Annotated in this window: 7 protein-coding genes and 1 pseudogene; 1 reads left to right on the top strand and 7 read right to left on the bottom strand. The window is 61.4% G+C overall.

Annotation, left to right across the window (positions count from 1 at the left end; all coding sequences use genetic code 11):
* The first annotated feature begins 123 nt into the window (after positions 1–123).
* Positions 124–1,341: an MFS transporter gene (locus tag JJD66_RS10450; protein WP_442800174.1), complete on the top strand. Its 1,218-nt coding sequence runs from the start codon at positions 124–126 to the stop codon at positions 1,339–1,341.
* Between the two features lie 115 nt (positions 1,342–1,456).
* On the opposite strand, the gene hemE is transcribed toward JJD66_RS10450, so the two are convergent.
* The 7 genes and pseudogenes from hemE to JJD66_RS10415 form a co-directional block, all read right to left on the bottom strand.
* Positions 1,457–2,524 carry a uroporphyrinogen decarboxylase gene (gene hemE / locus JJD66_RS10445; protein ID WP_003187922.1) on the bottom strand — a complete coding sequence of 356 codons (1,068 nt, stop codon included), beginning with the start codon at positions 2,522–2,524 and terminating at the stop codon, positions 1,457–1,459.
* Positions 2,525–2,750: 226 nt separating this feature from the next.
* The gene (locus JJD66_RS10440; RefSeq protein WP_046070563.1) at positions 2,751–4,169 is read right to left on the bottom strand and encodes an FAD-dependent oxidoreductase; all 1,419 of its coding nucleotides are present in this window, start codon (positions 4,167–4,169) and stop codon (positions 2,751–2,753) included.
* Positions 4,170–4,201: 32 nt separating this feature from the next.
* Positions 4,202–8,647 (bottom strand): glutamate synthase large subunit, encoded by a 4,446-nt coding sequence (gltB, locus tag JJD66_RS10435; protein WP_200648096.1) that lies wholly within the window; start codon positions 8,645–8,647, stop codon positions 4,202–4,204.
* 353 nt (positions 8,648–9,000) lie between these two features.
* Positions 9,001–10,572: an SPOR domain-containing protein gene (locus JJD66_RS10430; protein ID WP_105225483.1), complete on the bottom strand. Its 1,572-nt coding sequence runs from the start codon at positions 10,570–10,572 to the stop codon at positions 9,001–9,003.
* A gap of 9 nt (positions 10,573–10,581) precedes the next feature.
* Positions 10,582–11,682: a 3-dehydroquinate synthase gene (gene aroB, locus JJD66_RS10425; protein WP_034125577.1), complete on the bottom strand. Its 1,101-nt coding sequence runs from the start codon at positions 11,680–11,682 to the stop codon at positions 10,582–10,584.
* A gap of 126 nt (positions 11,683–11,808) precedes the next feature.
* Positions 11,809–12,327: a shikimate kinase AroK gene (gene aroK, locus JJD66_RS10420; protein ID WP_003187914.1), complete on the bottom strand. Its 519-nt coding sequence runs from the start codon at positions 12,325–12,327 to the stop codon at positions 11,809–11,811.
* A 4-nt stretch (positions 12,328–12,331) separates the two neighbouring features.
* Positions 12,332–13,588, bottom strand: a pseudogene (locus JJD66_RS10415) (type IV pilus secretin PilQ); the annotation flags it as partial.
* Positions 13,589–13,681: the final 93 nt, after the last annotated feature.

The raw sequence follows: 13,681 nt of genomic DNA, 5'->3' as shown, positions 1-13,681 counted from the left end.
TCATTAGCCAGCTATATGCTTTTTCGTATTGTCAGTCCTGGCAGACTTTCCTCCCCGAGGTCCCTCGTGAATCCTGCTGTTGCTCCACTTGCCCAACACACCCCGCCCTCAGCCCTTGATGACGTGGTGGCGCAGCTCAACGACGCGTACATCGAAAAAGGCACGCCGATGTTCATGCGCACCGTGCTGGCGCTGTTCTCCGGCGGCTTCGCCACGTTCGCCCTGTTGTATTGCGTACAGCCGATGATGCCGGCGCTGTCCCATGAGTTTTCCATCAATGCGGCGCAAAGCAGCCTGATTCTGTCCGTCGCAACCGCGATGCTCGCCTGCGGCCTGCTGATCACCGGGCCGATATCCGACAGGCTGGGGCGCAAGCCGGTGATGGTCGCCGCGCTGTTCTGTGCGGCGCTGGCCACCATCGCCAGCGGCCTGATGCCGAGCTGGGAGGGCATCCTGTTGATGCGCGCACTGGTGGGCCTGTCCTTGAGCGGCCTGGCCGCCGTGGCCATGACCTACCTCAGCGAAGAGATCCACCCGCAGCACATCGGCCTGGCCATGGGCCTGTACATCGGCGGCAACGCGATTGGCGGCATGAGCGGGCGCCTTATCATCGGCGTGTTGATCGACTTCGTCAGTTGGCACACTGCAATACTGATCATCGGCGCCCTGGCGTTGATCGCTGCCACGGTGTTCTGGAAGATCCTCCCCGAATCGCGCAACTTCCGCGCCAGCAGCCTCAAGCCACGCAGCCTGGTGGACGGCTTTGTCATGCACTTCAAGGACGCCGGCCTGCCGTGGCTGTTTCTCGAAGCCTTCCTGCTAATGGGCGCCTTCGTGACGATGTTCAACTACATCGGCTATCGCCTGCTGGCCTCCCCCTACGAGCTAAGCCAGGCGGTGGTCGGTTTACTGTCAGTGGTGTACCTCTCGGGCATCTACAGCTCGGCCAAGATCGGCTCACTGGCCGACCGCCTCGGCCGCCGCCGCGTGCTATGGGGCACCATCGTGCTGATGCTCGCCGGCATGGCCCTGACGCTGTTCACCCCGCTGTGGTTGGTGGTGCCAGGCATGCTGGTGTTCACCTTCGGCTTCTTCGGCGCCCACTCCGTGGCCAGCAGCTGGATCGGCCGACGCGCGGTCAAGGCCAAGGGGCAGGCGTCTTCGCTGTACCTGTTTTGTTACTACGTGGGGTCGAGTATTGCCGGCACGGCGGGAGGCTTTTTCTGGCACTTTGCCGGGTGGAACGGGATTGGCGGCTTTATCGTCGCGCTGCTGATTGGCGCGTTGCTGGTGGCGTTGAAGTTGGCGAAGTTGCCGCCACTGGGCCATGTGAAAGCCTGAGGCGACTGGCTTTATGTGGGAGCTGGCTTGCCTGCGATAGCGGTGTTGAATTCGCCGCCGCCATCGCAGCGATGCGGCGACCCGACAAGCCAGCTCCCACATTTTGTTTTGCGTTTTACTCGTGGTATTGCGCCGATAGTTCGTGCACTGCGCGCAAGAACGCACCCGCGTGCTCCGGGTTCACTTCCGGGGTGATGCCGTGGCCAAGGTTGAACACGTGGCCACTGCCCTTGCCATAGCTGGCCAGGATGCGTCCAACTTCGGCGCGGATCGCTTCTGGCTTGGCGTAGAGCACGGTCGGGTCCATGTTGCCTTGCAGGGCAACCTGGTTGCCGACGCGACGGCGCGCTTCGCCGAGGTCGCAGGTCCAGTCCAGGCCCAATGCATCGGCGCCCGCGTCAGCGATGCTTTCCAGCCACAGGCCGCCGCCTTTGGTGAACATGATCACCGGAACCTTGCGGCCTTCGTGTTCACGGATCAGGCCGCTGACGATCTTGCGCATGTAGGCCAGGGAGAACTCCTGGTACGCCGCCGCCGACAGGTTGCCACCCCAGGTGTCGAAAATCTGTACCGCTTGGGCACCCGCCATGATCTGGCCGTTGAGGTAGGACGTGACCGACTGCGCCAGCTTGTCCAGCAACAGGTGCATGGCTTGCGGGTTGTCGTAGAGCATGGCTTTGGTCTTGCGGAAGTCTTTCGACGAGCCGCCTTCAACCATGTAGGTGGCCAGGGTCCATGGGCTGCCGGAGAAACCGATCAGCGGCACGCGGCCGTTGAGCTCGCGGCGGATGGTGCTCACAGCATCCATCACGTAGCCCAGGTCTTTGTGTGGGTCAGGGATCGGCAGGGCTTCGATATCGGCCAGGGTGCTGACGACTTTCTTGAATCGCGGGCCTTCGCCGGTTTCGAAGTACAGGCCTTGGCCCATAGCGTCCGGGATGGTGAGGATATCGGAGAAGAGGATGGCCGCATCCAGTTGTGGGTAGCGGTCCAGCGGCTGCATCGTGACTTCGCAGGCGAACTCCGGGTTCATGCACAGGCTCATGAAATCACCGGCGTTGGCGCGACTGGCGCGGTATTCCGGCAGATAGCGACCGGCTTGACGCATCATCCACACCGGGGTGACGTCTACGGGTTGCTTGAGCAGGGCACGAAGGAAACGGTCGTTCTTGAGGGCAGTCATGTCGGCATCCGCAAAAAAAGTGCGGGCATTTTCTCAGAGCGCGACGCAAAAGGCACGGAATGCACCGTGCCTTTTGTCTATCGGGTCAATTTGTCGCGGCGGCTGGCATTACACATCTCAATGTGAAACGAGGTTTATGTGGGAGCTGGCTTGCCTGCGATAGCAATAGTGAATTCACCGCCGCCATCGCAGGCAAGCCAGCTCCCACAGTTGACCCTGTTTCAAATCAGACTTGCAGGTAGTCCAGGATGCCTTCGGCGGCGTTACGGCCTTCGAAGATCGCGGTGACCACCAGGTCCGACCCGCGCACCATGTCGCCACCGGCGAAGATCTTCGGGTTGCTGGTCTGATGCTTGTACTGGCCTTGTTCCGGGGCCACGACACGGCCCTGACTGTCGGTCTGGATTTCGAACTGCTCGAACCACGACGCCGGGCTTGGACGGAAACCGAAGGCGATGACCACGGCGTCGGCCGGGATGATTTCTTCGGAACCCGGGATCGGCTCGGGGCTGCGACGGCCACGGGCGTCCGGTTCACCGAGACGGGTCTCGACCACCTTCACACCTTCCACACGGTCTTCACCGACGATGGCGATCGGCTGGCGGTTGTAGAGGAATTTCACGCCTTCTTCCTTGGCGTTCTTCACCTCTTTGCGCGAGCCGGGCATGTTGGCTTCGTCACGGCGATAAGCGCAGGTCACCGACTTGGCGCCCTGGCGGATCGAGGTACGGTTGCAGTCCATCGCGGTGTCACCACCGCCCAGCACCACGACCTTCTTGCCCTTCATGTCGACGAAATCTTCCGGCGACTTTTCAAAGCCCAGGTTGCGGTTGACGTTGGCGATCAGGAAGTCGAGCGCGTCATACACGCCGGGCAAGTCCTCACCGGCAAAGCCGCCCTTCATGTAGGTGTAGGTGCCCATGCCCATGAACACCGCATCGTATTCGGCGAGCAGTTGCTCCATGGTGATGTCTTTGCCGATTTCGGTATTGAGGCGGAACTCGATACCCATGCCGGTGAACACTTCACGACGGTGGCTCAGTACGGTTTTTTCCAGCTTGAACTCGGGGATACCGAAGGTCAGCAGGCCACCGATTTCCGGGTTCTTGTCGAACACCACCGGGGTCACGCCGCCGCGCACCAACACGTCGGCACACCCCAGGCCCGCCGGGCCCGCGCCGATGATCGCGACGCGCTTGCCGGTCGGTTTGACCTTGGACATGTCCGGGCGCCAGCCCATGGCGAACGCGGTGTCGGTGATGTACTTCTCCACCGAACCGATGGTCACCGCGCCGAAGCCGTCGTTGAGGGTGCAGGCACCTTCACACAGACGGTCTTGCGGGCACACCCGGCCGCAGACTTCCGGCAGGGTGTTGGTCTGGTGCGACAGCTCGGCAGCGGCGAGGATGTTGCCCTCGGCCACCAGTTTGAGCCAGTTGGGAATGAAGTTGTGCACCGGGCACTTCCATTCGCAATACGGGTTACCGCACCCCAGGCAGCGGTGGGCCTGGTCGGCCGAGTGCTGGGGTTTGAAGGGTTCGTAGATTTCCACGAACTCTTTCTTGCGTTGACGCAACAGTTTCTTCTTCGGATCTTTGCGCCCGACATCGATGAACTGGAAGTCGTTATTCAGACGTTCAGCCATGTTAAAACCTCATCAAACTGTTCAGGCGCATATCACTGCGGGTTGGCACGGATGCTGGAAAGCAACGATTTCAGGTTGGCAGCCTTGGGCTTGACCAGCCAGAAACGACGCAGGTAATCATCGAGGTTTTCGGCGAGGTTACGACCCCATTCGCTGCCGGTTTCCTCGACGTACTCGTCCAGCACGTGCTGCAAGTGGTTCCGGTAGGATTCCATGGCTTCGCCGCTGATCCGCTGGATCTCGACCAACTCGTGGTTGACCTTGTCGACGAAGGTGTTGTCCTGGTCGAGCACGTAGGCGAAACCGCCGGTCATGCCCGAACCGAAGTTGTAACCGGTCTTGCCCAGTACCGCGACAAAGCCTCCGGTCATGTACTCGCAGCAGTGATCGCCAGTACCTTCCACCACGGTGTGGGCACCGGAGTTACGCACGGCGAAACGCTCACCGGCAGTACCTGCGGCAAACAGCTTGCCACCGGTGGCGCCGTACAGGCAGGTGTTGCCGATGATGGCACTGTCCTGGGTCTTGTACACGCTGCCAGCCGGTGGAACGATGACCAGTTTGCCGCCAGTCATGCCCTTGCCCACGTAGTCGTTGGCGTCGCCTTCCAGGTACATGTGCAGGCCGCCGGCGTTCCACACGCCGAAGCTCTGGCCCGCAGTGCCCTTGAAGCGGAAGGTGATCGGCGCTTTCGCCATGCCCTGGTTGCCGTGCTTGCGTGCGATTTCGCCGGAGATGCGTGCGCCGATGGAACGGTCGCAGTTGCAGATATCCAGGGCGAATTCGCCACCGCTGGCGTCGTTGATCGAGGAGACGGCCATTTCGACCATCTTCTCGGCCAGCAGGCCTTTGTCGAACGGTGGGTTGCGGTCCACCTGGCAGAATTGTGGCTTGTCTGCCGGGATGTGATCGCTGCCCAACAGTGGGGTGAGGTCCAGATGTTGTTGCTTGGCGGTCTGGCCTTCGAGGATGTCCAACAGGTCGGTGCGACCGATCAGCTCTTCCAGCGAACGCACGCCCAATTTGGCCAGCCATTCACGGGTTTCTTCGGCGACGTAGGTGAAGAAATTCACCACCATGTCGACGGTGCCGATGTAGTGATCCTTGCGCAGTTTCTCGTTCTGAGTCGCCACGCCGGTGGCGCAGTTGTTCAGGTGGCAGATGCGCAGGTATTTGCAGCCCAGGGCGATCATGGGCGCAGTGCCGAAGCCGAAACTTTCGGCGCCGAGGATCGCGGCCTTGATCACATCGAGGCCGGTTTTCAGGCCGCCGTCGGTCTGTACTCGCACCTTGCCGCGCAGGTCGTTGCCACGCAGGGTCTGGTGGGTTTCGGCCAGGCCGAGCTCCCACGGCGCACCGGCGTACTTGATCGAGGTCAGCGGCGAAGCGCCGGTGCCACCGTCGTAACCGGAGATGGTGATCAGGTCGGCATAGGCCTTGGCCACACCGGCCGCGATGGTGCCGACGCCGGCTTCCGCAACCAGTTTCACCGAGACCAGGGCCTGCGGGTTGACTTGTTTGAGGTCGAAGATCAACTGCGACAAGTCTTCAATCGAGTAGATGTCGTGGTGCGGCGGTGGCGAAATCAAGGTCACGCCCGGTACGGCGTAACGCAGCTTGGCGATCAGACCGTTGACCTTACCGCCTGGCAATTGACCACCCTCACCCGGCTTGGCGCCTTGGGCCACCTTGATTTGCAGCACCTCGGCATTCACTAGGTACTCCGGGGTCACCCCGAAACGGCCGGTGGCCACCTGCTTGATCTTCGAGCTTTTGAGCGTGCCGTAGCGCGCCGGGTCTTCACCGCCTTCGCCGGAGTTGGAACGCGCACCCAGGCGGTTCATGGCTTCGGCCAGGGCTTCGTGAGCCTCGGGCGACAAGGCGCCCAGGGAAATACCGGCGGAGTCGAAGCGCTTGAGGATCGACTCCAGCGGCTCGACTTCGGCGATGTCCATCGGCGTGTCCAGGGTCTTCACCTTGAACAGGTCGCGGATCATCGACACCGGGCGGTTATCCACCAGGCTCGAGTATTCCTTGAACTTGGCGTAGTCGCCCTGCTGCACAGCGGCTTGCAGGGTGTTGACCACGTCCGGGTTGTAGGCATGGTATTCGCCACCGTGCACGAACTTGAGCAGACCGCCTTGCTGGATCGGCTTGCGCGCACTCCAGGCTTCGGCGGCCAGGGCTTTCTGCTCGGCTTCGATGTCGACGAAACGCGCACCCTTGATGCGGCTCGGTACGCCACGGAAACTCAGCTCGCAGACTTCTTCGGACAGACCGATGGCTTCGAACAACTGAGCACCACGGTACGAGGTGACCGTGGAGATACCCATCTTCGACAGAATCTTCAGCAAGCCCTTGGTGATGCCCTTGCGGTAGTTCTTGAACACCTCATAGAGGTCGCCCAGCACTTCACCGGTACGGATCAGGTCACCCAGCACTTCGTACGCGAGGAACGGGTAAACCGCCGAAGCGCCGAAACCGATCAGCACCGCAAAGTGATGCGGGTCGCGGGCGGTGGCGGTTTCCACGAGGATGTTGGAGTCGCAGCGCAGGCCTTTTTCGGTAAGGCGGTGGTGCACCGCACCGGTCGCCAGGGACGCGTGGATCGGCAACTTGCCAGGCGCAATGTGACGGTCGGTCAGTACGATCTGGGTACGACCGGCACGCACGGCTTCTTCAGCCTGGTCAGCAACGTTACGCACTGCGGCTTCAAGGCCCAGGCTCTCGTCGTAGTTCAGGTCGATGATCTGACGATCGAAGCCCGGACGCTCCAGGGTCATCAGCGAGCGCCATTTGGCCGGGGAAATGACCGGCGAGCTGAGGATCACGCGGGAGGCATGCTCAGGCGATTCCTGGAAGATGTTGCGCTCGGCGCCGAGGCACACTTCCAAGGACATCACGATGGCTTCACGCAGCGGGTCGATCGGCGGGTTGGTCACCTGGGCGAACTGCTGGCGGAAGTAGTCGTACGGCGTGCGTACGCGCTGGGACAGCACGGCCATTGGCGTGTCATCGCCCATGGAGCCGACGGCCTCGTAGCCTTGCTCACCGAGCGGACGCAGCACCTGGTCGCGCTCTTCGAACGTGACCTGGTACATCTTCATGTACTGCTTGAGCTGGTCCACGTCATAGAAAGCCGAACCGTGGTCGTTGTCTTCCATGGTCGCCTGGATGCGCAGGGCGTTCTTGCGCAGCCATTGCTTGTACGGGTGACGGGACTTCAAGCGGTTGTCGATGGCGTCGGTGTCGAGGATCTGCCCGGTCTCGGTGTCCACGGCCAGGATCTGGCCAGGGCCCACACGGCCTTTGGCGATTACGTCTTCAGGCTTGTAGTCCCACACGCCGATTTCCGAGGCGAGGGTGATGAAACCGTTGGTGGTGGTCACCCAACGCGCCGGGCGCAGACCGTTACGGTCGAGCAGGCACACCGCATAGCGGCCGTCGGTCATGACCACGCCGGCCGGGCCGTCCCACGGTTCCATGTGCATCGAGTTGTACTCGTAGAACGCACGCAGGTCCGGGTCCATCGTCTCGACGTTCTGCCACGCTGGCGGAATGATCATGCGCACGCCACGGAACAGGTCGATGCCGCCGGTGACCATCAGTTCGAGCATGTTGTCCATGCTGGAGGAGTCGGAACCCACGCGATTGACCAGCGGGCCGAGCTCTTCGAGGTCCATCAAATCGTTGGCGAACTTGGTGCGACGGGCCTGGGCCCAGTTGCGGTTGCCAGTGATGGTATTGATCTCGCCGTTGTGGGCGAGGAAGCGGAATGGCTGGGCCAGCGGCCATTTCGGCAGGGTATTGGTGGAAAAGCGCTGGTGGAACACGCAGATTGCGGTTTGCAGGCGCTCATCGCTCAGGTCTGGATAGAAGGCGGTGAGGTCCGCCGGCATCATCAGGCCTTTATAAATGATGGTCTTGTGGGAAAAGCTGCAGATGTAATGGTCGGTGTCGGCGGCGTTGAGCACCGACGAACGACGACGGGACGTGAACAGCTTGATCGCCATGTCCTGGTCGCTCAGGCCATCGCCGGCGATGAACACTTGTTCGATCTGCGGCAGGCGCTCCAGGGCCAGGCGGCCGAGTACGCTGGTGTCGATGGGCACTTTGCGCCATCCGACAATTTGCAGGCCGGCGGCGGCGATCTCGCGGTTCATGTTCTCGCGGGCGGCTTCGGCTTTTACCGGGTCCTGGTTGAAAAACACCATGCCCACGGCGTACTGCTTGGGCAGTTCGACCGCGAATTGCTCTTTGGCGACAGCGCGCAGGAACTGGTCGGGCTTTTGAATCAGCAAGCCACAGCCGTCACCGGTCTTGCCGTCGGCGTTGATCCCACCGCGGTGGGTCATGCAGGTCAGGGCCTCGATGGCCGTTTGCAAAAGGGTATGACTGGGTTCGCCCTGCATGTGGGCTATCAGGCCGAAACCGCAGTTATCCTTGAATTCATCGGGTTGGTACAGACCTGCTTTCATAGACACTTTCTCACCAGGCTGCCTCTTTTACCGAGGCAAATTTCTTTTCAATTCAACCGGTTACCTTCCACGCCGAACGTACGCCGGCTTAGCGGGGGCAAAAGGGAGGTCATTGTACACACCGACACAGACGCTCACAAATTTAGCGACGAAATGTCGCAAATCTATGTCGCATTTATGAAAGGTTTAAAGCGATATGCTGTGCTAGTCAAAACTTTTTTAATTCTGACCGCTACGACTCAAAAGCCACTGTGACGCAGACACCACAAAGCGCGCGGTCTCGGGAGACTGCACGCACTTGCGGATTTTTTTTGAGGTGCCGGGAGGGCGGCCTGGGTAAGGCCGCCGGATCTTCAGCGAGTTGCTGCCAGTTCTTGTTGAACGCTGGCAACAGTGCGAGGCCAAGGTTTACCAGCCTGAACCTTCGCTGGCAAGGCCTTGATGGCAGAATCGGCTGCGGCGCGGCTTGGGAAGCTGCCGTAGGTGATCACGTAGAGAGGCTTGCCGTTGAGCACTTTCTTGAAATAACGGTACTGGCCGCCCTGCTCTTTGACGAACGCCTGGGCGTTGGCTTCGGAGCTGGTGCCCAGGATCTGCACCACAAAGTTACCGGTAGGCTGGCTGCTGTACCAGCTGCTGCCAGCAGCGCCGGCCTTGGCAACGGTGGCGGCTGGTTTTTCCGCAGGCTTGGCGGCCGGGGCTGGTTTGGCGGCTGGCGCTGGTGCGACAGGCTTGGTCACCGGAGCAGGCTTGGCGGTAGCAACGGTGGGCGCCGGCGTCGGCTTGGCGACCGGAGCAACCGGCGTCGCTGGCACACCGGCCGGTACGCCTGCAGGTGGCGCGGTGGTGGTCACGGTCGGCGGCGTGGCGCTGGAGCCTTCCACCGGCACACCGTCGTCGCCTTCGGAGATGCCACCGGCTTCTTCAGCCAGAGGGCCGCGCATCACAGGTTGGCCGACCATCGGCAGGTTGGTCGGTTGGCCGGAGTTGGCAAATTCGACGTTTGGCGTGGGCTTGCCCAGTGGCAACTGCGCCTGTTCGGTTGGCGCGCCAGTGGTTGTCGGTGCTTTGTTGCGGCCCGGGATCAACCAGGCGGCGGCAACAGCGACCACGACAACGGCGGAAATAGCCAATACGTGCTTCTTAGGCATAGTGAACCCCATCTTTGGACGCTTGACCGCAGAGCGGCTGGCAATCATGGCTTCGATCATGGCATCGCGGGCAACCTGGTTGATGTTTCCAGGCCAGCCATCGGAGCTTTCGTGAATATCAGAGATCTGCGCAGCGGTGAAAAGTTCGATACCCGCCCCGGCGCCTTCAAGACGTTGTGCCAGGTATTCGCGGGTTTCTTCCTCTTCGTACGGCTGCAACTCGATGACGTGAAACAGCTCCTGCTCACCGCTGATCTGCTCCAGATCGGCGATCAACGACGACTCACCGAACAGGAACACATGCGGGCGACCTTCCGGCGTACCCGCTGCCAGCGCCAGCAAGGCTTCCAGGGCCGATTCGTCGAGCTGCTCGGCGTCGTCTACCAGCAGGTAGACTTCCTGGCCGGTCAGGCCCAATTGCACCACCTGCTTGAGAATCGCGTTCGGCTCGGCGTTGGAGACGTTCAACGCTTGCGCCACCTCGCGCAGTACGCCGGCCGCATCACCGGCACCGCGGGCCGATACCACCACGCTCTGCACCGATTGTTTGTTGGTGCTGGCCACCAGCGCCTGGCGCAGCAAGGTCTTGCCGCTGCCCAGAGGGCCGGTCACCACCAGCAGCAACTGGCTGTAGCGCGCGAGGTGATGCAACTGCCCAAGTACCGGCTTGCGCTGGGCGGGGAAGAACTTGAAACCCGGCACCCGTGGTGCGAAGGGGTCGTGGCTCAAGTGATAATGGCCGAGGAACGCCTCGTCGGCATGCAAACTAGTCATCGGGTCTTATTAACCTTTGAGCTGGGCCAGGGCGCGGTAATCCGCTCCCAGCGTGGCCTGTAGAATCTCTTTTGGATAATCGTCGGTCACCACGGCTTCGCCGATGTGGCGCAGCAGTACCAGTCGAAGTCGACCGTCGATCACTTTCTTGTCTATCGCCATATGTTCAAGGAAATCCGCCTCGGTCATCTCCGTGGGCGGAACGACCGGCAAACCGGCACGCTGGAACAGGCGGATACCGCGATCGCGCTCTTGGGCGCTGATCCAGCCCAGGCGCTGCGACATATCCAATGCCATCACCGTACCAGCCGCCACGGCCTCTCCGTGCAACCACACACCATAGCCCATGTGCGTTTCGATCGCATGGCCGAAGGTGTGGCCCAGGTTCAGCGTGGCCCGCACGCCGGACTCGCGCTCGTCGGCATTGACCACCAGCGCCTTGGCCGCGCAAGAGCGGGAGATCGCTTCGGTCAGGGCTACCTGATCGAGGGCGCGCAAGGCGTCCATGTGTTCTTCCAGCCAGGTCAGGAACGGCTCATCGCAAATCAGGCCGTACTTGATGACTTCCGCCAGGCCCGCCGACAGCTCGCGCGGCGGCAAGGTGTTGAGGGTAGCGGTGTCGATCAGCACAGCCTGAGGCTGGTAGAACGCACCGACCATGTTCTTGCCCAACGGGTGGTTGATACCGGTCTTGCCGCCCACCGACGAATCGACCTGGGACAGCAAGGTTGTCGGCACCTGGATGAAATCCACGCCGCGCTGGTAGCAGGCCGCGGCAAACCCGGCCATGTCGCCAATCACACCGCCGCCCAGGGCGACCACAGTGGTTCGACGGTCATGGCGTGCGGTCAGCAGGCCGTCAAAGATCAGTTGCAGGGTTTCCCAGTTCTTGTGGGCTTCGCCGTCAGGCAACACCACGGAGATCACCGAGTACGCCGCCAGGCTGCGGCTCAGACGCTCAAGATACAGCGGCGCGACCGTTTCGTTGGAGATGATCGCCACCTGTCGGCCGGCAATATGCGGCGCAAGCAGTTCGGGCTGGTCCAACAGACCTGCGCCAATGTGGATCGGGTAGCTGCGCTCGCCTAGATCGACCTTAAGTGTCTGCATGTGTCCCCGCGTTGAAGATGTATTAACGACCGGCACTGTCGACATCTCGACACCGCCTGGTGGCTCTACGCCATACCTTATAAGGTCATGGCGCGCCGCCGAGAATAGCGCATTTCGGGCCAGGCTTTAACGGGGTGGCAACCGTTGCAGGCGCTCAAGGATGTCAAGTACGACCATCCGAGGTGGCCGCTCATCGGTTTCCACCACCAGATCGGCGATTTCCCGATACAGCGGATCGCGCAGCGCCAGCAGGTCCCGCAGGGTTTTCGCCGGGTCGGCGGTGCGCAGCAACGGGCGATTGCGATCACGGGCGGTACGGCCCACCTGCTGTTCGACCGACGCGTGCAAATACACCACCCGACCACCGGCATGCAGCGCCCGACGGTTTTCATCGCGCATGACGGCGCCACCACCGGTCGCCAATACCACGCCATCGCAGCCGCACAGCTCGGCAATCATCGCCTGCTCGCGGTCACGAAAGCCCAGCTCGCCTTCTTTATCGAAGATCCATGGGATATTGGCGCCCGTGCGCAATTCAATTTCCTTGTCGGAATCTTTGAATGGCAGGCGCAGCTCTTTGGCCAGCAAACGGCCGATGGTGCTTTTTCCAGCGCCCATCGGCCCTACAAGAATCAAATTTCGCACAGAATCAACGACTCACAGCAATCGCCTGGTTATTCATGATACGCGGAGTCAGGAATACCAGCAGCTCGGATTTTTTCTCCGCCAGCACATCGCGCCGGAAAAGGCGGCCAAGATACGGCACATCGCCCAAAAATGGCACTTTATCTACCACTTTGCTTTGGGTGTTGGAGAAAACCCCGCCAATGACGATGGTCTCGCCATCCCTGACCAGAACCTTGGCATTGACCTCGTTTTTCTTGATCGGCGGCACGTCATTGAGTCGGTTCAGGTAGTCGGGCTCATCCTTGGTGACCTTGACCGCCATGATCACATGGTCGTCGGGGGTGATTTGCGGCGTGACTTCAAGCGACAGCGAGGCCTCTTTGAACGACACCGAGGTGGCACCCTGGGAGGTGGATTCCTGATAAGGAATCTCGGTGCCTTTGAGGATGCGTGCAGTCTCTTTGTCGGAGGTGACGACCTTGGGCTGCGAGACGATCTCACCGTTGCCGGTTTTTTCCATGGCGGTAAGCTCAAGGTCCAGCAACAGGTTGTCGGTGATATAGGCGATCCCCAGGCCCGAGGTTCCGGCCAGCGACCCCAAGTCGACAAAAGGTGAACTGGGTGGGTTTTGCGGCGGCTCGGCACCCTCCGCCAGCGGCTTGCCAATACCGCCAACGCCGCTGTTGCCGCGGGTGAGCCGCCCCCCCCAGCGCACACCCAGGCTTTTGTCGTAGTCGACATTGGCCTCCACAATCCGTGCCTCGATCATGACCTGGCGTACCGGGATATCCAGCTGCGCCACGATGCGCCGCAGCTCTTCGAGCCGCTCGCCAGTCTGGTAGGCGATGATGTTGTTGGTGCGGTCATCCACTGCCACCGAACCGCGCTCATCGGTGGCGCCCTCAAAGCCGGTCACCGACTGAAACAGCTTGGCCAGGTCGGCGGCCTTGGCGTAATTGACCTGCAGCAGCTCCCGACGCAAGGGCGCCAGCTCGGCCATCTGCTTGCGCGACTCCAGCATCAACAGCTCGCGAGCAGCCAATTCATCGGCGGGCGCCACCAGCAGCACGCCCGCCTTGACTCGCTTGTCCAAGCCCTTGGTTTGCAGTACCAGGTCCAGAGCCTGGTCCCAGGGCACATCCTTGAGCCGCAGGGTGATCGAGCCCTGCACCTCATCGCTGGTCACCAGGTTGAGCCCGGCGACATCGGCAATTTGCTGCAAGACCGCGCGCAGGTCGATGTCCTGGAAATTCAGGGTCAGCTTGGCGCCTGTATAGCTGACCGGCTGGGCACTGTCGGGCGGCGGCAGCTGGATAAGGTCCAGGCGATTGGGCACAGCAGCAGCCATCGGTGCCGTGAACGCTATCCATAG

It is taken from the genome of Pseudomonas sp. MF6751 (assembly GCF_016613265.1).
Classification (GTDB): Bacteria; Pseudomonadota; Gammaproteobacteria; order Pseudomonadales; family Pseudomonadaceae; genus Aquipseudomonas; species Aquipseudomonas fluorescens_BV.
Note: the sequence above shows the minus strand (reverse complement) of the source record. Positions and strands in the feature narration are given on the sequence as shown.

Excerpts from the sequence above, each read along its gene's own strand:
- hemE (WP_003187922.1), bottom strand. The coding sequence starts at position 2,524 with ATGACTGCCCTCAAGAACGACCGTTTCCTTCGTGCCCTGCTCAAGCAA.
- JJD66_RS10440 (WP_046070563.1), bottom strand. The coding sequence starts at position 4,169 with ATGGCTGAACGTCTGAATAACGACTTCCAGTTCATCGATGTCGGGCGC.
- gltB (WP_200648096.1), bottom strand. The coding sequence starts at position 8,647 with ATGAAAGCAGGTCTGTACCAACCCGATGAATTCAAGGATAACTGCGGT.
- JJD66_RS10430 (WP_105225483.1), bottom strand. The coding sequence starts at position 10,572 with ATGACTAGTTTGCATGCCGACGAGGCGTTCCTCGGCCATTATCACTTG.
- aroB (WP_034125577.1), bottom strand. The coding sequence starts at position 11,682 with ATGCAGACACTTAAGGTCGATCTAGGCGAGCGCAGCTACCCGATCCAC.